This is a genomic window from Nitratireductor alexandrii (assembly GCF_004000215.1).
GTDB classification, from domain to species: Bacteria; Pseudomonadota; Alphaproteobacteria; order Rhizobiales; family Rhizobiaceae; genus Mangrovimarina; species Mangrovimarina alexandrii.
This window is the reverse complement of sequence record NZ_RBVY01000001.1, coordinates 451,156-469,670: the sequence shown is the minus strand read 5'-3', so window position 1 is coordinate 469,670 and position 18,515 is coordinate 451,156. Positions and strand designations below refer to the sequence as shown.

Below are 18,515 nucleotides of genomic sequence, written 5' to 3'. Positions count from 1 at the left end.
GGGGCCTGTGGGGTGGCGAAGAGAGTCAGGCCGCGTTCGCGTGAAGCCGCCGCGCCGCCGTCGCCAGCGCGTGCCACAGCGAGCCGGCCGACGAGCGGGCGCCGAGAACGGCGACGTGGCCGGCGGCGCGGCGGACGAGATAGCAGCTCATGTGGTGCAGCGCGGTGCGCGTCGCACGGCCCGGCGCGAAGCCGGCGGGGTCGACGTTGGCGAGCTTTTCCAGCAGCGCCTCGAGCGGCTGCGGACCGGCCTGCGAGACGATCTCGAAGGCGACCCAGCCGTCGGTCTGCTCGGTGACGGAGCAGCCCGGCGCGGCCTGGCCGAGCGTCGCGGCGAAATCCGTCGCAGCACGGCCCTCGGCCTCGACCAGCCACTGGTCCGGCGCAACCCACAGGGCGGCGACGCCCTGCCCGGCCGCCCAGCCGCCCGGCCCCGGCAGGGCGAGGCCGAAGGGCGCCGGCCGACCGGCACCGCGGCGCAGCGCCAGCGAGGCGAAGGCGACGGCATCGTTCTCGCAGAGCGTCAGGGCGCCGGCCGAAAACCGGCGCGGTGTCGCGTCTCCGAGCGCCGTCACGGGGATGAGATCAGTCACGCAGCCGCCCTCCTTCGGGATCGACGAAGCATGCGGGCACGACGCGCAGGCGCGCGCTGCCGCCCTCGAGCGGATTGGCGGCGACGACCACCTCGCCCATGCGCGCGTCACCGCGCTCCAGGAAACCGAGCCCGATCGCCGCACCGACATGCGGCGAATGACAGGACGAGGTGATCCAGCCCTCGCTGCCCGCAAGCGTCCGCGCCGCGCCCTCGGCGAACAGATGCGCGCCGCCGACCACAGCGCCGCCGTCCTCCACGGGCCGCAACCCGACCAAACGCCCGGCGTCGCCGGCCAGGCCCTCGCGGCGCGACATCACCGCGCCGATCGCATCCTTCTTCTGCGACACCATGCGGCCGAGACCGAGCATCGCCGCCGTCGTCTGGCCGTTCAGCTCGGCGCCGGCCGCATGCCCCTTCTCGATGCGCAGCACGCTGAGCGCCTCGGTGCCGTAGGGCGTGACGCCGAGATCGGCGCCGCGCGCCATCAGCCGCTCCATCAGCGCCTGGCCGTAGCGGGCCGGGACGGCGATCTCGTAGGCCAACTCGCCGGAAAAGGAGATACGGAACAGCCGCGCACGCAGCCCTCCGCAAACGGTGAGCGCGCTGCAGGCCATGAACGGGAAGGCGGCATTGTCGAGATCGAAGCCGTCGACGATGCGTGCGAGCAGCGTACGCGCCTTCGGCCCGGCGACGGCGATCTGCGCCCAGGCGTCGGTGGTGGAGACGATCTGGACGTCGAGCTCGGGCCACAGGCACTGCCGGGCGAACTCCATGTTGCGGTAGACGAGCCCCGCATTGGCCGTCGTCGTGGTGACGACGTAGTGGTCATCGGCGAAGCGCGCAGCGGTGCCGTCGTCATAGGCGAAGCCGTCCTCGCGCAGCATCAAACCGTAGCGCACGCGCCCGACCTTGAGCGTCGACAGGGTGTTGCAGTAGAGCCGGTCGAGGAAAGCGGCGGCGTCCGCTCCCTGGACGTCGATCTTGCCGAGCGTCGTCACGTCGCACAGGCCGACGGCGCTGCGCACGGCGGCTGCCTCGCGGTCGACGGCCTGACGCCAGTGCGTCTCGCCGGGGCGCGGGAAATACTGCGCCCGCATCCACTGACCGACCTCGACGAACACCGCGCCCTGCGCCTCGGCCCAGCGGTGCGTCGGCGGCAGGCGGCGCGGCCGGAAATACGGCCCCGTGTCGCCGCCGCCCAGAACCGACAGGGAGACCGGCGTGTAGGGCGGGCGGAAGACCGTCGTTCCGGTCTCGCCGATGGTGCGGCCGGTCAACTCGGCCATCACGGCGAGGCCGGTTACATTGGCCGTCTTGCCCTGATCGGTTCCCATGCCGAGCGTCGTGTAGCGCTTCAGGTGCTCGACGGGGCGCATGTTCTCGGCATGCGCCAGTGCGATGTCCTTGACCGTCACTTCGTTCTGGAAATCGACCCAGGCGCGTTTGCGGCCCGGTACGTGGAAGACCGGCGCGATGCGCCAGGGCGCGGCTTCGGCCTCGGGCAGCGCGCAGGGCGCAGCGTCGATGCCGATCTCGCCGAGCGCGCGGGTCGCCGCCGCGGCGCCGGAACTGAGTGCGGCGGCGGTCGAGAACGCGCCGGCCGCCGCACCGGCCGGAACGAGCCCAGCCGGGCCGTGCGCGTCGGGCAGGAAGGTCTGCAGCGTTTCGTCCCAGAGCGGCCGGCCGCGATGGTGCGAGGCGAGATGCAGATTGGGGTTCCAGCCGCCCGAGACGCCGAGCGCGCCGCAAGCGATGCGCTCGGCACCACGGTCGGAGCGGACCTCGATCGCCGACAGACCGAGGCGGCCGCGCGTACCGGTCACCGCGCCGCCGGCAATCACGCGGTAGTCGCCGCGCGCCGTCGCCTCGGCGCGCGCGTCGATCACCGCCGCCACCTGCACGCCCCTGGCCAAGAGGTCGACCGCCGTGCGGTGGCCGTCGTCGTTGTTGGTGTAGACGGCAATCGTGTCGACCGGGCACGCCGCCCAGCGGTTGGCGTAGGCGCGCATCGCGCCGGCCAGCATGATGCCGGGCCGGTCGTTGTCGGCGAAGGCGATCGGCCGTTCGGTGGCGCCGGCGGCCAGCACGGCGCGCCGCGCGGTGATGCGCCACAGCGTCTGGCGCACCCCCTCGCCCGGATCGCGACGGTGGTCGGCGACGCGCTCGACCGCACCGTAGACGCCGTGGTCGAAGACGCCGAAAACGGTGGTGCGGCGCATCACGCGCAGGTTCGGCAGGTCGGCGAAGGCGGCCTCGAGCGCCGTCACCCAGTCGACCGCCGGCGCACCGTCGAGCGTGCCGGTTTCGGCCAGAAGCCGCCCGCCGAGACGAAAATCCTCCTCCGCCAGGATGACCCGGGCGCCGGCGCGCGCCGCCGTCAGCGCCGCGGCGAGACCGCTCGGGCCGGCGCCGACGACGAGCAGGTCGCAATGCAGGAAGCCCTTGTCGTAGGCGTCGGGATCGGCCTGCATCGACAGCCGGCCGAGGCCGGCGGCGCGGCGGATGAGCGGTTCGTAGAGCCGTTCCCAGAAGGCTTTCGGCCACATGAAGGTCTTGTAGTAGAAGCCGGCGGTGAAGAACGGCGCCAGGAGGTCGTTGACCGCCAGCGCGTCGAAGGAAAGCGCCGGCCAGCGGTTCTGGCTGTGCGCCTCGAGCCCCTCGTGCAGCTCGACCGTGGTGGCACGGCTGTTGGGCTCGCGGCGCGCGCCGGAACCGAGCTCGACCAGCGCGTTGGGCTCCTCCGAGCCGGCAGCGAACACGCCGCGCGGACGATGGTACTTGAAGGACCGGCCCATCAGCCGCACGCCGGCGGCCAGCAGCGCCGAAGCGAGCGTGTCGCCGGGATGGCCCTGGTAGCGGGTGCCGTCGAAGGTGAAGGTCACCGTCTGGGTGCGGTCGATGAGCCCGCCGGCCAGCCGCGTCACGGCGCCCTCCCCACGCGCGCCAGGGCGACGTCGCGCGCCAGCTCGGCGCCGAGCACGGCATGGGTGACGGTGTCGCGCGTGACCACCAGCCAGGAGCGGTCGCCATGCTCGTGGAACCACAGCTCGCGATGCACGCCGGCCGGATTGTCGCGCAGGAAGACGTAGTCGCAGAACGCGGCCTCGGCATCGGCGGCGGCCGGGTCCGGCCGCTCGATCAGCCGGGCGTCGCCCAGGCAGACGAACTCCTGCGCGTCGCGCGGACCGAGAAGGGGGTGGGGAATCAGCATCGATGGCCTCAGTGGAGGTTGGGCTGGGCGCCGGCGCCGCGCTCGTCGATCACATAGCCGCGCGCGAACCGGTCGAGGCGGTAGGCGCGCGCGGTCTCGTGCGGCTCGCCGGTGGCGAGCAGGTGGGCGAAGGCGTAGCCGCTGGCCGGGGTCGCCTTGAAGCCGCCGTAGCACCAGCCGCCGTTGAGATAGAGACCGTCGACGGGGGTGCGGTCGATGATCGGCGAACCGTCCATCGACATGTCGACGACGCCGCCCCACATGCGCAGGAGCCGCGCCCGGCCGATCACCGGCATCAGCGCCATGCCGCCTTCCGCCACATCCTCGACCACCGGCAGGCCGCCGCGCTGGGCGTAGGAGTTGTAGCCGTCGATGTCGCCGCCGAAGACGAGGCCGCCCTTGTCGGACTGGCTGATGTAGAAATGCCCGGCGCCGAAGGTGATGACGCCGGGGATCGTCGGCTTCAGGCCCTCGGTGACGAAGGCTTGCAGGACATGGCTTTCAATCGGCAGCCGCAGGCCGGCCTGCGCCATGACCCGGCTTGACGAGCCGGCCACCGCGACGCCGACCGTGCCGGCGGCGATGGAGCCGCGCGTCGTCTCGACGCCGCGCAGCCGGCCGTTGTCGATGCGGAAACCGGTCACCTCGCAGTTCTGGATCAGGTCGACGCCGAGCCGGGCGGCGGCGCGCGCATAGCCCCAGGCCACGCCGTCATGGCGCGCGGTGCCGGCGCGCGGCTGCATCAGCCCGCCGCGGATCGGGAAGCGCGCGTTGTCGTGGTTGAGAAAGGGCGCCATCCGGCGCACCTCGTCGGCGTCGAGCAGCCGCGCACCGGCGCCGGCCAGCATCATCGCGTTGCCGCGACGGCGGAAGGCGTCACGCTGCGCATCTGTATGGAACAGGTTGATGATGCCGCGCTGCGAGACCATCGCGTTGAAATTCAGATCCTGCTCGAGCCCTTCCCACAGCTTCATGGAGAACTCGTAGAACGGCTCGTTGCCCGCGAGCAGGTAGTTGGAGCGGATGATCGTGGTGTTGCGGGCGACGTTGCCGGAGCCGAGCCAGCCCTTCTCCAGAACCGCGATGCGCGCGGCGCCGAAGCGGCTGGCCAGATAGTAGGCCGTCGCCAGGCCGTGACCACCGCCGCCGACGATCACGTAGTCGTAGGCCGGCTGGGGCTCGGGGTCGCGCCACAGCGGCCGCCAACCGGTATGCCCCTTGAGCGCTTCGGCAACGATGCGGAAGCCTGAGAACCTCATGCGCGAACTCCTTCGAGGGGTCCAACATTGCACAGCAGGTCAACGCTATTGTTCCTATTCTTGACTTTTTCGTATACTTTCCGGACATTGGGTTTCCACGCAATGCGACACGGTTAGACGCTTGCCCGACGGCAACACACGGCGATACGGTTTCCTGCTGGTCGACGGCTACGCCCTGATGTCGGCCGCCTCGGCGGTCGAGCCGCTGCGGGCGGCCAATCTGCTCAGCGAGCGGCCGCTCTACGACATGCGCTTCGTCTCGGCCGCGGGCGGCTGGACGCGCAGCAGCGCGCTCTCGGGCGCCTTCGAGACCGAGCCGGTCGCCGACTGCGGCACCGACTTCGACATCCTGTTCGTGGTCGCCGGCGGCGATCCGCTGGCCTTCCGCGACGACAGGCTCTTCGCCTGGCTGCGCCGGCTGGCGCGCTCGGGCGTGCCGCTCGGCGGCATTTCCGGCGGCGCGGCCATCCTGGCGGCAGCCGGCGTGATGACGGCGCGCCGCTTCACGCTGCACTGGCAGCACATCGACGCGCTGCGCGCGATGCACCCCGAGGCGCTCGTCGAGCGGCGGCTGTTCGTCATCGACCGCGACCGCTTCACCTGCGCCGGCGGCATGGCGCCGCTCGACATGGCGCACGCGCTGATCGCCAAGGAGCACGGCGTGGCGCTGGCGCGCGCGGTCAGTGACTGGTTCATCCACACCGGCATCCGCCAGGCCGAGGCGCCGCAGCAGCTCGACGCGGTGCAGAAATACGGCCTGCACCATCCCGCGCTGATCGCCACGGTCGAGCTGATGGCAAGCCACATCGCCGACCCGCTGAAGCTGGAGGATCTGGCCGCCCTCAGCGGCATCGGCGCGCGCCAGCTCGAGCGCCTGGCGCATGCCGAGCTCGGCCGCAGCGTCATGCAGTTCTATCGCACGCTGCGGCTCGACAAGGCCGACGAACTCCTGCGGCAGTCAAACCTGCCGCTGGACGAGGTGGCGCTGGCGACCGGCTTTGTCGGCCGCAGCCATTTCTCGCGTGCCTTCCAGGCCCGCTTCGGCGTCAGCCCCGCGCGGCGGCGCAAGCGCCAGCGGCTGGATTGCGCGAAGGAAGAGGCACAGCCTGAGCCGACCTAGCCGGTCCTGCAGGCCGTCTACGACGCGGCGTCCGCCAGTCGCGCGACCTGCTCGTGCAGCGCGGGATTGACAGACACCGTGCCCTGCGCGTCGGCGGCGGTGCGTGCGGCCGCCTTGCGCGCGCCGGGAACATGCGCGCCCGGCTGCGTTTCGATGGCTTCGACGAGCTGGCCGACCTTTTCGGCGAACGCACCGGACGACGCGGCGTCGGCGTCGAGCGCGATGAAGAACTGCCCGGTGCGCGGCGGACCGCCGTCGGGACCGGAAAACGGGCTGGCGTCGCGGCTCAGGACGGCGCCGCTCGCCGCCGCCGCGAACAGCTCGACGATCAGGCCGAGGCCGAAGCCCTTGTGGCCGCCGGACGGCGCCATGCTGCCCTTCAGCGCGGCGGCCGCGTCGCGCGTCGGCTTGCCGTCGGGATCGAGCGCCCAGCCGAGCGGAATCTCCCTGCCCTCGCGGGCGTGCTTGAGCACCTCGCTTTTGGCGATGACGCTGGCGCTCTGGTCGATCGACACGGCGACGCCACCGGCCATGTCGGGCACCGACACGGCGATCGGGTTGGTGCCGACGACCGGCCGGTTGCCGCCATGCGGCGCGATCGAGGCCGGCGCGTTGGTGAAGCCGATCGCCAGCAGGTTGTCGCGGGCGAGCCGGTCGACGTGATGGCCGAGCAGGCCGCAATTGTAGGAGTTGCGTACCGCCAGCGCGGCAATGCCGGTTTCGCGCGCCAACGGCACGAGTTGGCGGAAACCGGCATCGATCGCCGGATGGGCGAAGCCTGAGTCCGCATCCGCCGTCAGCAGCGCGGGCTTCGGCCGGTCGACGGTCGGCCGCGCGGCGGCGTTGATCTTGCCGACGCGCAGATGCTCGCAATAGACCGGCACGTAGAGCAGGCCGTGCGAGGGCATGCCCGACCACTCGGCCGCCGCGGTCGCCTCGGCGACCTGTGCTGCGGCCTCGCGCTCCGCGCCGCTCGCCATCAGCGCGCGCTGCGCCAGGTCGACGATCTGCGCACGGGTCAATTTCACTTCTGTCACCACAGGCTTCCTCATTCAGGCTGGCCGGGATGAAGAAAAGATCGAGGCTCTTCAAGCTCCGATGCCGCGCTTCTCCTCCGGCGAGGTTTCAAACGTCACGGCGCTTCCGATCAAATGCCGCACCTCGCACACATGACCAAAACGGCAACGCCGCGTTCGGCCGTGAGCGGATAAGGCTGCCAAACAAACCGCTAGGAGGACGGCGCAGCGTACCGGTGGAACACCGACTTCGAGGTTAGGAACGCCCTGACGCCTTCACAACCGCCTTCGCGACCATATCCACTGTCTTTGACGCCGCCGAACGGACTTTCAGGCATCGACCCGACGAACTGGTTGATCGCCAGGCCACCACTCTCGATACGTTCGGCCAGCATGCCGGCGCGCGTTGCGGAGTTCGTAAAGGCATAGGCCGCCAAGCCGTAGGGAACGGCGTTTGCAAGCGCGACCGCCTTGTCGAGATCGTCGAACCGGACGATCGGAGCGACCGGGCCGAACGGCTCGTCGCGCATCACCTCGGCCTCAACATCGACGTCGGTCAGTACGGTCGGCTCGAAGAAGTTGCCCCGATTGCCGATGCGGTGGCCGCCGGTCCGCACCGTCGCGGCGCGCCCCTGCGCATCGGCGATCATCCGCTCCATCGCCTCGCAGCGGTCGGGATTGGTCAGCGGCCCCATCGTGGTCGCGGCGTCCATGCCGTCGCCCACGCGCAGCGAACGGGTCGCCTCGACGAAGGATTCCACGAACGGCTCGTAGACGTCGTCATGCACGATGAAGCGCGACGGCGCCGTGCAGATCTGGCCGGCGTTGCGAAACTTGGTGCCGGCGGCCAGCCGGCCGACCGCGGCCGCGTCGACATCGTCGCAAATGATCACCGGCGCATGGCCGCCAAGCTCCATCAGCGACGGCTTCATCTGCGCGCCGGCCTGCGCGGCGAGCAGCTTGCCGACCCCGACCGAGCCGGTCAGGGTAATCATGCGCACGGCCGGCGCGCCGATCAGGAACTCCGAGATCGCCGCCGGCTCGCCGAACACCAGACCGACGACGCCGCGCGGAATGCCGGCGTCGGCCAGACACCTGACCAGCGCGGTTCCCGTGGCCGGGGTCTTCTCCGCCGTCTTGAGGATCACCGAACAGCCTGCGGCGAGCGCGCTGCCGATCTTGCGCACCGACGACGACAAAGGGAAGTTCCAAGGCGCGAACCCGGCCACGACGCCGATCGGCTCATAGACCACCGTGACGCGCGAGCCGGCGTCGCTCGGCACGACCTGACCGTAGATGTGACGGCCCGCGACCGCGTCCCAATCGAGAAGCCGCGCTGCACCCAGCACCTCGCCGCGGGCCTCGGCCAGCGGCTTGCCCTGCTCGAGCGTGACGATCCGGGCGATCTCCTCGATGCGGTCGCGCAACAGGCCGGCCGCGCGCGCCAGCACCGCGCAGCGTTCGGCCGGCATGAGGGCGCGCCAGTCCCTGAGGCCCGCCTCGGCGGCGTCGACGGCGCGCTCGAGATCGGCCGGTCCGGCATGCGGAAAGCTGCCCAGAACCTCGCCGTTGGCCGGGTTCTTCACCGCCCCTGAACTCGCGCGGCTGTCGATCCACTCCCCCGCAATGAACATCGCCGGCGTGTCGTACATCCTGTGCTCCATAGCATCGTCTCTCTGTCACGCTTGTGCTGCCGGACCGGCGAAGCACCGGGGCTTCGCCGGTCCGGCCCATGCGAGGATCGCTCGCAAAAAATGCTTGCGGCCCCGCTTGCGCGGGCGACCGCAAGCCAGTGGGAGGTTGGTCTCGTTGCCGCCTAGGGCCGCTCTGCCTGTTGCGGAAGCGCAGATCGGCTCCGGCACGTTGTCTTGCCGCGTTCGCGCGGGGCGAACCGATCGCCACTGCGCCCGGAAACGCTCTGGTGCCGGCGCTCAGGGGGCTGCGCGCGTGCCGCCTGCACCGCGCCGCCGGCGGCCGCCGACCGTCCGGTCATGCCTCGAGCCAGACATCGTGAAGGTCGATCTGGAAGCTCGGATGCATGCCGTAGCCTTTGACGCCGGGATGATGATGGCAATAAACGCGCGGGAAGAAGGGCTGAATCATGATGCCCGACTCCTGGATGATCCTCTCCAGGTCCTCCATGATGACGCTGCGTTTTTCGTGGTCGAAGATCGTCAGCGCCTCGGCCAGCTTCTCGTCGAACTCGGCGTTGGAGAACTCGGTCTCATTCCAGGGCTGCCCGGAGCGGTAGGCGAGCGCGTATTGCTGCACACCGAACGGGCGCGTGTACCACTGCGAGATCGAGTAGGGGTACTTGTTCCAGTTCGGCGTGAAGACCGAACGCGGATAAACCGTGCGCTTGACCTTGAAGCCGGCCTCGCGGAGCTGCGCGGCCACCACGTCGCCGGTCTTCTTGTGGCCATCGTCGTCGGCCGTCACCAGCTCGTGCTCAAAGTCCTGCTGGCCGGCCTCCGCCATGAGCTTCGCGGCGGCCTCGATGTCCCTCACCTTTTTCGGCAGGCTCGCATAGTCGGGATTGATCGGGCTGACGTGATGGTCCTCGCCGATCGTGCCGCGCCCGCTGATGCCGAGCTGCAGGACGGTATTGTTGTCGACCGCGATCTGCATCGCGCGCCGCACCCGGACGTCGTCATACGGCGCCTGGCTCATCCGCAAGCGCACCAGATAGGCCGAAGCCGTATCGGCCTCCGAGGTCACCAGCCCGATGCTCTCGAGGATGCCAATATAGTCGACGGCCGTCTCGTAGTTGGCGTGGATCTCGCCGGATTCAAAGGCGCTGATGAGCGCGCTGGCGTCGGCGCCGTAGTCGATGAACTCGATGCCGTCGAGATGCGCCTCACCGCCCCACCACTTGCCGTCGCGCCGGCGCGTGTAGACCGCCTTCGACTGCACGTCGTAAGAGACCAACTCAAATGGGCCGGTGCCGATCGGATTGGCGATCAGATCGGCCGCGCCGCGCCCGACGCTCGGATGCACGATGAGCGCCGGATAGTCGGAGAAGGACGAGATCAGCGTGATGTCGGACGACGACAGATTCAACCTGATCGTGAAGTCGTCGACCTTCTCGATGGCGCCGTCGCGGATCTGGTCCGTCGCCGGATCGAGCAGCGTGCCGAAGCGGCTGGACAGCGAATTGCCCTCGAACGACTTGTCGGCCCATCGCTCGATGTTTAAGATCACGTCGTCGGCGGTGAAGGGGTCGCCGTTGTTCCACGTCACGCCGCGGCGCACGTGCAGGATATACTGGCTGGCGTCCTCGTTGACCTCCCAGCTTTCCAGAAGCACTGGCTCAAAGGTGTAGTCGCGCGTGTATCGCACCAGCGGCTCCAGGAAGGTGCGCGTGGCATTGGAGTAGGCGGCGATCTGGTAGGATCGGGGGTCCTTCTGGCCGTGCACCTGCATCGCCACCTTGAGCACGCCGCCCTTGCGCGGCGTCTGCGCCCGGGCCGGTTTCGGCAAGGCGACACCGAGCATGCTGTAGGCGAGCGCGGTCGAGGCGCCCATGGTGCTGGCGAGCGCCAGGAACTCCCTACGGTCGACGGGATTGCTGCCGACCTTCCTCGCGAGCCGCTCGACCTTCGCGGGCACCCTGTCTGCAGCGCTGCGGAAAAACCTCATGTCGTACTCCTCCCATTGAGACCTTGCGAATGCCCGCCGGCGACCCGCGGCCGCGGGCGGCTATCCGGCGCGCCGGACACGCCGGCCGTACGGCGGCGATGACCGGCCGCTGCGCCAGTGCGTCACGACCTCAGCCAGTGTGACAGCTCCCTCATTTCGCTATGTAAACGCTATCAATTAGCATGTCAACGTTTTCATATGCATAAGGCCATCATCAAGACCGGTTCAGACGAGGCGCTCCAGAACGCCGCGACGCCTCTTCGGCCTCCTCCCGCTGGGGAAACACCGGCGCCATTTCGGCGAGCAGCGCGGCGGGCAGAAAACAACGGATCCCATGTCCCTCGCCGAGCTCGCGAAGCGGCGGAAACTCGCTTTCGCAGTGGCCGCCGTCGACATGGGCCTTGTAGCGGCAGCGCGTCTGGAAGGGGCAGCCGGACGGCGGGTTCATCGGCGACGGCGTGTCGCCTTCCAGGACGATCCGGCCGCCGCGCGCGTCGTCTTCCAGAAGTGGAATCGCCGACAGCAGCGCCTCGGTGTAGGGGTGATAGGGCGGCGCGAAAATCTGCGCCGTGGCGCCCTCCTCCATGATGCTGCCGAGATACATGACGACCACGCGGTCGGCCAGGTATCGCACGACCGACAGGTCGTGGCTGATGAAGATCATCGCCGTGCCGTTGTCGCGCTGGGCAGACAGCAGGAGCTCGATGATGGCGGCCTGCACCGACACGTCGAGCGCCGATGTCGGCTCGTCGGCGACGACCAGCCGTGTGTTGCCGGCAAAGGCCCGGGCGATGCCGACGCGCTGCTTCTGGCCGCCGGAGAGCTGGCCCGGCATGCGCGCGGCGAAGGCCCGCGGAAGCTTGACCATGTCGAGCAGCTCGAGCATCCGCGCGCGGCGCTCGGCCGCCGCGAGCTCGGGGCAGAACCGCTCCAGCGTACGCTGGATCTGGTCGCCCACGCTGTAGCTCGGATTCAACGTGTCGAACGGATTCTGGAACACCATCTGGACGGCCGAGACCGTCGCCTGGGTGCGCTGCTGCACCGGCCTGGCCTCGATCCTCTCGCCCTGCAGGGTGACCGCCCCGTCCGTGGCGACCTCCAGGCCGAGCAGCACCCTTGCGATCGTCGACTTGCCGCAACCCGACTCGCCAACGATCGCCAGCGTCTCGCACTCGCGCACCTCAAAGCTGGCGCTTTCCAGCGCCCGCACCGGAACGAACTCGCCGAAACCGGCGATGCCGCCGGCCTGCGCGCCGTAATACTTCTTCAGCTCCGCGACCTGCGCCACCGGCGCGCCCGGCTCGGCGCGCGCACGCGCGGCGTGCGGCTCGCGACCGGCGCCCCAGTCGATCGCCTCGAGGCGCGCGCAGCGGCTGAAATGCGCCGCGCGGCCGGCGACCGACTGCATCGCAATGTCGGCGGTACGACAAACGCTGTCCTGCGCATGCTCGCAGCGCGGCGCGAAGCTGCAGCCGACGCTGTCCTGCGTGACCGGCTGCAACTGGCCCGAGATACCGACCAGGGGGCGCGTCTCCTTGTCGGAAGTCGCCAGCGGGATCGAACGCACGAGGCCGCGCGTATAGGGGTGTCGGATGTTGCGGAAGACATCGTCGACGCAACCCGTCTCGACCGGTTCGCCCGCATACATCACCGTGACGCGATCGCAGGTCTCCTTGATAAGCCCCAGATTGTGCGAGATGAACAGCGTCGCCGTGCCGAGCTGGCTGCGCAGATCGTTAATCAGGCTGACGATGCCCGCCTCGACCGTCACGTCGAGAGCAGTGGTCGGCTCGTCGAGTATCAGCAGCGCGGGATTGGACAAAAGCGCCATCGCAATGACGACGCGCTGCTGCTGGCCGCCCGAAAGCTGGTGCGGATAGCGCCGCATCATGCGCGCAGCGTCGGGAAGGCGCACCGCCTCAAGCATCGCCAGCGAGCGCTCCGCAGCCTCCGCCTTGCCGACGCTCTCGTGCGTCAGCAGCACCTCGACCAGTTGCCGGCCGATCTTCAGCGTCGGGTTCAGGCTGGCCATCGGCTCCTGGTAGACCATGGCGACGTCCTTGCCGCGGGTCTGGCGAAGCTGTTCGCCGGACAGCGCCGCCATGTCGCGGCCGTGCAGGCGAACCGCGCCCCCGGTGACCACGGCGGCGCCGGGCAGGTCGCGCATGATCGCCAGCGCCACGGTGGACTTTCCGCAACCGGATTCGCCGACCAGCCCCATGGCCTCGCCGCGCCGGATGCGGCAGCCGAAGTCCCGGACGGCGCACAGCTGTCCGTGCGCAGAGCGAAACGACACCGAAAGACCTTCGACATCCAGAACCGGCGCGCCGTCGCGGCCGGCGGCGGACGTAGCCAATGCGTCGAGCATCGTGTTCTCCTAGTCCCGGAAAGCTTGTTCGCGCAGCGCGTCGGCGAGCAGGTTGAGGCCGAGCACGAGCGACATCAGCGCAATGACGGGCGGCAGGGCCGGATGCGCGTAGACGCGCAGCAACGCCCCCGAATCCTTGATCGCCGTCCCCCAGTCAGGGCTCTCCGACGCCAGACCGAGGCCCAGATAGCCCAGCGTGCCGAGCAGGATGGTCGTGTAGCCGATGCGCAGGCAGATATCGGTGACGAGCAGCCCCCGCGCATTGGGCAGCATCTCCCACAACATGATGTACCAGGCCCCCTCGCCGCGAGTCTGGGCGGCGGCAATGTAGTCCTTCGTCTTTATCTCCAGCGTGAAGCCGCGCACGATCCTGAAGACGCTCGGGCTCACGGCGAACACGACGGCGACGAAGATGTTCAGGTGGTTCTTGCTGATGTGGACGATGCCGAGCGGGTCGGCGTCGAACACCAGGCCGGCATAAATCCAGCCGCCGACCAGCAACGTGGCGAGCAGCTGCAGCGTCACCAGGCCGGGCCGCAGGCTGTAGCGCGTGTAGAACAGAAGGCACACGAAGATGATCGGGAACAGGAACAGGATGCCGGAGAACACGCGCGGCAGGCTGGTCTCCTGCACGCCCGGGGTCACCAGGATGTAGAACAAAAGAATGACCGGGAACGACAGCACCATGTTGGCCAGGAACGACAGCACCGTGTCCATGAAGCCGCCGAAATAGGCCGCGGGAAGGCCCAGCGTGATGCCGACCATCATCGCGAAGATCGTCGCCACGGGCGCGATCAGGAGCACCACCTGGCTGCCGTAGATCATCCGACTGAAGACGTCGCGACCCAGAATGTCGCCGCCGAAGACGAAGATTTCGCCCGTCTCCGGGTCGATCGCGCCGGGGCTGGCGAGCTTCATGGCGAGCAATTGCTCGCCGGCCGTGAACGGCGCGACGACATCGGCGAACAGGGCCGCGAACAGCCAGAACAGGCAAATCGACAGCCCGATGCGCCCGACATTGCCGCTGACGAGGGCGCCGTAGGCGCCCAGCCGGCCGCGAAACGCCGCCGTCAGCGACAGGACGCCGAACAGAGCCAGCCATACCGGCCACAGCCGCAGCGCGAGATAGCCGAGACTTTCGATCAAGCTTGCGTGTTCCAACGCCATCGCGCCACCTATTGCGTGCGGATACGGGGGTTCAGCAGGATGTAGCCGATGTCCGATATGATCTGCGTCGAGAGGACGACGAAGACGGAGACCAGCGAGCAGGCGAGCAGCAAGTCGATGTCGTTGGAATCGGCCGCCTGGATCATCGTGAAGCCGAAACCCTGGTAGCGGAACATCAGCTCGACGATGATGACGCCGTTCAGCATCCACGGGAACTGGAGCATGATGATCGTGAACGGCGTTATCATGCCGTTGCGAAGTGCATGCCTGAATATGATCGTCGGGTATTTGAGGCCCTTCAGGCGCGCCGTCCTGATGTAGTTCTGCTGCATCACCTCGGCCATGGAGACGCGCGTCATCCTGGCGATGTAGCCCGCGCCGTGGATAGCGATGGTGATGACCGGCAGCGCGATGTTGTTGAAGGTCACGCCCTGCGTCGTCGCGGTGGCGGCCGAGCCGTTCAACAGGCCGAGCCAGGAGGCGAAGACGATCGTCAGCAGGACGCCGGCGACATATTCGGGCATCGAGGTCGTCAGCACCATGCCGGTGGTCAGGGCGCGATCGGTGCGTGTTCCCTCGCGGATGCCGGCCAGTACGCCGGCCGCCAGCGCCGCGGGCACCATCACCACGAAGGCCCAGAACATGAGGATGCCGGTGGCCCGCAAGGCGCCGGAAATCTTGTCGGCGACCGGCGCGTCGAACTTCGTCGAGCAGCCGAAATTTCCCTGCAGAACGCCGTCGAAACTGGCCACCGCTGGCTCTTCGCAGAAGGAGAACCGCTGCACCGCGTTGCCGTCGGCATCGAGGGTCGGATGCTTGGGCAGAACCCCCAGCCACTCGCCGTAGCGCACAAAGAAATTGTCGCGATAGCCGTGCCGCTCGAGCCAGCGCTCGATCTCCTGGTCGCCGGCACGCGCATGCGTCTCCGACATCGCGTACTTCTTCAGGTTCGGCTCGATGTTGACCAGATAGAAGACGGCCATCGAGACGAAAAACATCATGACGACCATCTGCAACAGACGCCGCAGAAGGAACCAGCCCCAGCCGCGAACGCCGTAATACAGGCTGCGCCACGGCACTGCGTTCCTGAGCGGGCCCGGCAAAGCCTTGCCGACGGCGCTTTCCTGCATCTTTGCCCCTCCCCTTGGTCGCGACTGCCGAGCGCGACGCACTGCGGCCGACCGCCTGGCCGTCACTGGATCGGCGATTCACCGAGTTGCTTGCGGACCTCGCGACCGTTCGCGTTCGCCGAAATGACCTTCATCGCCGCGTTGCGACCGGGAATGCCCGAGCAGTAGTTGCTTGGCCAGGTGCCGACACCGCACAGATAGAGCCCGGCGATCGGCGTGGTGTAGTCGCTGCGCCCGGCAATGGCGCCCCAGCCGAACAGACGCCGGCTGCTTAGGCGGCCATGGGTGATGTCGCCGTGAAACAGGCCGAACTCGTCCTCGAGATCCTGCGGCGTCCGGCAGCTCGCCTCCAGGAGGACGTCGTCGAGATTGTCGATATACTCGGCCAGCTCGCGCAGCACGTGCTTTGTCCATGCCTCGCGCCGGCCGTCCCAGCCATCCTTGAGCCGGTAGGGCGAGCCCGACACCGAGAGGCTCAGAATGTGTTTTCCAGGCGGCGTCAGGGTCGGGTCGACGGCGGACGGGATCACGCCGTAGATCACCGGACGGGCATGCCAGTGCCCGCCGGCCGCCTGGGCCGCAGACTGATCCGCCTCGGCAAGGCTGATCGCGGTGCGGAAGCCCGCCTTCATGAGCAGGTCGTTCTCCGCCTCGTTTCGCGCGGCCTTGAACCGCGGCTTGCCGTCGAGCGCGACATAGACCTTCGACATGCAGCCGTCGGTGATGTCGCCGCCGATGCCGTCGCAGTAGCCGGGCGGCAGCTCGCTGTCGGGAACGAGCTCCAGCATCGTCTTGGCGGGATGGAGGTTGGAGATCACCGTCGAGGCGCCGAACTCGCGACCGTCGGCGAGAACCACGCCGCGGGCGCGGCCATCGCGGCAGAGAACCTGCGCCACCTTGGCCTCGGTGACGATCTCGACGCCGGCGGCGCGGATCGACCGCTCCATCGCCTCGGCGATGGCGCCCATGCCGCCGACCGGCACCGTCTTGCTCCACGGCGTCGAGGCGGTCTCCTCCGACAGCCCGCGCGCCAGGCCGTCGCGCGCGATCCGCGCGCCACGCTCAAGCGCCCGGTGGATCAGCGGATAGGCCGTACCGGCGGCGCTCGGACCCGACGCCGCACCGACGACGGAGACCAGGCCGATGGAGGAGCGCATTTCCTCGGATTCGAAATACTCGCGCGCCAGGTCGCCGATGCTGCCGAACATCACCTTGGAGAAGAACTCCTCGCGGCCCGACGACCGCACCCGGTCGATCAGCTCGTCATAGCCCGGCGGCGTCTCGAAGAAGGACACGTTGAGCAGCTTTGCCAGAGCGCTGACCTCGTCGAGCAGCGCGACATAGGCCTCGTAGTCGCGCGCGGAGAAGACCGCGACCTCCCGGCGAAACGCCTCGCGATCCGACCAGTTGACGATGCGGCGGCCGCCGGTGAACAGCGTGGCCGAGCTCGGCTCGACCGGCACCATCGTCAGGCCGTGCTCGTAGAGCTTCATGTCGTCGACGACCTGCGGAGCCAGACTGTGCGCGGCATTCGTGGCCACATTGCCGCGGAAGCCGGGAAAGAGCTCGTCGGTGACGACGAGTCCCCCGGTGACATGACGCATCTCGAGGATGAGAACCTTCAGCCCCGCCCTAGCCAGGTAGTGCGCAGCCACCATGCCGTTGTGCCCCGCACCGACGATGATCGCATCGAACTGTGAACTCATGTCCCGATTGACCTCCCTCTTTCCCTCTGCCCGCGCGTCCGCCGCCGCGCGCTAGCCGAAGTTCGCGCGGAAAAGCCGGATCCAGTTCTCGCCGGCGATCTTGTCGACCTCCGCCTTCGAGAAGCCGCGCTTCTCCATGGCGGCATGAATGTCGGGGAAATCCTCGGGGGACTGGAACCAGTCGGGCCAGCGCGACAGACCGGTGATCGGCACCGCGCTTTCGCGCGCGAAGCGGCCGCAGCGGGCCCATTTCAGGCGGTCGACGGTCCAGCCCATGAAGTAGTCGGTGCCGAAGCCGACCGCGTCGACGCCGATCTTGTCGACCGTCCAGGAGATCATGTCGATGAAGGTGTCGAGCGTGCAGTCGGAACCGCCCTTGAGGATCTTGGGATAGGGGCTGAGGCCGATGACGCCGCCGTTGGCGGCCAGCTTCCTGAGCAGGTCGGTGCTCTTGTTTCGCCGGTTCAGCTCGATCTCCGTGCCGATGAACTCCTCGGGGTTGGCATGGGTGACGGCAACCGGACGGCTTGAGTTCTCGATCGCCTCCATCGAACTCCGTTCGCCGCAGTGGGAGATGTCGACGACCATGCCGAGACGGTTCATGTCCGACACGACATTGGCACCGAAATGTTTCGAGATCCCGCCGTCGACGGTCTCCCAGCAGCCCGAGGCGACGCGGTTCTGGACGTTGTAGGTGAGCTGGATGATGCGGATGCCGAGATTGTAGAAAACCTCGACCAGCTCGATGTCGTCCTCGAGCGGCGTGGTGTCCTGGAAGCCAAAGAGCACGGCGGTGCGGCCGGAGGCCGAGATGGTCTCGATCTCGTCGACGGACCGGGCCAGCGCGATCAGGTCGCTGTTGTCCTCGAGCAGTCTGTTCCAGTTCCCGAGCAGGCTCAGCGTTTCTCGAGCTCCATGCATTGTGGCGACGGTGACATGCACGCAATCAAGCCCGCCCTTTCGCCACTCCTCGAAACGTACACGCTCTGGTTTGGCCGCTTCCAGACAGTCAACAACAAGCGCCTTCCGTACCATTCTCGATCTCCGATTCTCTGCTTCCTGGAAATGGACCAAGGGTTGAATGTCGGCCTTCGTCACCCGGAGAATCGCCTCCGAAACCGGCACAGACCCAGCATCCAACCCGAACTGCAAATCTTATTTTTCAAATTTGTAAACGTTATTTTCTTAATGTCAACGTTTTCATTTTGATATTTATGCACGAACTCGAGCTGTGGGTCAGCAGGCGACCACAGCGGTGGACGGCGGCAAAAGCCAAGCGGAAAATGCCGCCGAACCAAAGGAAGG

General features: G+C 68.2%; 13 protein-coding genes. 1 reads left to right on the top strand and 12 read right to left on the bottom strand.

What is annotated here, in order from left to right; translation table 11 throughout:
• Window positions 1-25 precede the first annotated feature (25 nt).
• The 4 genes from EP380_RS02225 to EP380_RS02210 are packed head-to-tail and all read right to left on the bottom strand — an operon-like array spanning window position 26 to window position 5,064.
• Window positions 26-592, bottom strand: coding sequence for a sarcosine oxidase subunit gamma (locus EP380_RS02225; protein ID WP_127596129.1), 567 nt, complete (start codon window positions 590-592; stop codon window positions 26-28).
• Window positions 585-3,518 carry a sarcosine oxidase subunit alpha family protein gene (locus EP380_RS02220; protein WP_127596126.1) on the bottom strand — a complete coding sequence of 978 codons (2,934 nt, stop codon included), beginning with the start codon at window positions 3,516-3,518 and terminating at the stop codon, window positions 585-587. Before EP380_RS02220 ends, EP380_RS02225 begins: the two co-directional genes overlap by 8 nt.
• Entirely contained in the window at window positions 3,515-3,805 is a 291-nt protein-coding gene (locus EP380_RS02215) for a sarcosine oxidase subunit delta (protein WP_127596123.1), read from the bottom strand. Before EP380_RS02215 ends, EP380_RS02220 begins: the two co-directional genes overlap by 4 nt.
• Before the next feature lie 8 nt (window positions 3,806-3,813).
• Entirely contained in the window at window positions 3,814-5,064 is a 1,251-nt protein-coding gene (locus tag EP380_RS02210; RefSeq protein WP_127596120.1) for a sarcosine oxidase subunit beta family protein, read from the bottom strand.
• A 121-nt stretch (window positions 5,065-5,185) separates the two neighbouring features.
• Here EP380_RS02210 and EP380_RS02205 point away from each other — a divergent pair, with 121 nt between their 5' ends.
• Entirely contained in the window at window positions 5,186-6,184 is a 999-nt protein-coding gene (locus EP380_RS02205) for a GlxA family transcriptional regulator (RefSeq protein WP_238719679.1), read from the top strand.
• A 17-nt stretch (window positions 6,185-6,201) separates the two neighbouring features.
• Here EP380_RS02205 and EP380_RS02200 read toward each other — a convergent pair whose 3' ends face one another.
• The 8 genes from EP380_RS02200 to EP380_RS02165 form a co-directional block, all read right to left on the bottom strand.
• Entirely contained in the window at window positions 6,202-7,221 is a 1,020-nt protein-coding gene (locus EP380_RS02200; protein WP_127596117.1) for an Ldh family oxidoreductase, read from the bottom strand.
• Window positions 7,222-7,412: 191 nt separating this feature from the next.
• Entirely contained in the window at window positions 7,413-8,864 is a 1,452-nt protein-coding gene (locus tag EP380_RS02195; RefSeq protein ID WP_238719678.1) for an NAD-dependent succinate-semialdehyde dehydrogenase, read from the bottom strand.
• Between the two features lie 325 nt (window positions 8,865-9,189).
• Complete coding sequence (locus tag EP380_RS02190) at window positions 9,190-10,839, bottom strand: ABC transporter substrate-binding protein (RefSeq protein ID WP_127596113.1); 1,650 nt, start codon at window positions 10,837-10,839, stop codon at window positions 9,190-9,192.
• 214 nt (window positions 10,840-11,053) lie between these two features.
• Window positions 11,054-13,207, bottom strand: coding sequence for an ABC transporter ATP-binding protein (locus tag EP380_RS02185; protein ID WP_127596110.1), 2,154 nt, complete (start codon window positions 13,205-13,207; stop codon window positions 11,054-11,056).
• A 9-nt stretch (window positions 13,208-13,216) separates the two neighbouring features.
• Window positions 13,217-14,353 (bottom strand): ABC transporter permease, encoded by a 1,137-nt coding sequence (locus EP380_RS02180; RefSeq protein WP_420845827.1) that lies wholly within the window; start codon window positions 14,351-14,353, stop codon window positions 13,217-13,219.
• Window positions 14,354-14,382: 29 nt separating this feature from the next.
• Window positions 14,383-15,384, bottom strand: a complete 1,002-nt coding sequence (locus EP380_RS02175; protein ID WP_127596770.1) for an ABC transporter permease — start codon at window positions 15,382-15,384, stop codon at window positions 14,383-14,385.
• A 182-nt stretch (window positions 15,385-15,566) separates the two neighbouring features.
• Window positions 15,567-17,210, bottom strand: coding sequence for a phytoene desaturase family protein (locus EP380_RS02170; protein WP_127596103.1), 1,644 nt, complete (start codon window positions 17,208-17,210; stop codon window positions 15,567-15,569).
• Between the two features lie 51 nt (window positions 17,211-17,261).
• A complete protein-coding gene (locus EP380_RS02165; RefSeq protein ID WP_127596100.1) occupies window positions 17,262-18,245 on the bottom strand; it encodes a dipeptidase in 984 nt (327 codons plus the stop codon).
• Window positions 18,246-18,515 lie beyond the last annotated feature (270 nt).

What these genes read in the sequence shown, in the direction of transcription:
- EP380_RS02215 (WP_127596123.1), bottom strand. Translation starts at nt 3,805, where the DNA reads ATGCTGATTCCCCACCCCCTTCTCGGTCCGCGCGACGCGCAGGAGTTC.
- EP380_RS02185 (WP_127596110.1), bottom strand. Translation starts at nt 13,207, where the DNA reads ATGCTCGACGCATTGGCTACGTCCGCCGCCGGCCGCGACGGCGCGCCG.
- EP380_RS02170 (WP_127596103.1), bottom strand. Translation starts at nt 17,210, where the DNA reads ATGAGTTCACAGTTCGATGCGATCATCGTCGGTGCGGGGCACAACGGC.
- EP380_RS02210 (WP_127596120.1), bottom strand. Translation starts at nt 5,064, where the DNA reads ATGAGGTTCTCAGGCTTCCGCATCGTTGCCGAAGCGCTCAAGGGGCAT.
- EP380_RS02195 (WP_238719678.1), bottom strand. Translation starts at nt 8,864, where the DNA reads ATGGAGCACAGGATGTACGACACGCCGGCGATGTTCATTGCGGGGGAG.
- EP380_RS02190 (WP_127596113.1), bottom strand. Translation starts at nt 10,839, where the DNA reads ATGAGGTTTTTCCGCAGCGCTGCAGACAGGGTGCCCGCGAAGGTCGAG.
- EP380_RS02165 (WP_127596100.1), bottom strand. Translation starts at nt 18,245, where the DNA reads ATGGTACGGAAGGCGCTTGTTGTTGACTGTCTGGAAGCGGCCAAACCA.
- EP380_RS02175 (WP_127596770.1), bottom strand. Translation starts at nt 15,384, where the DNA reads ATGGTCGTCATGATGTTTTTCGTCTCGATGGCCGTCTTCTATCTGGTC.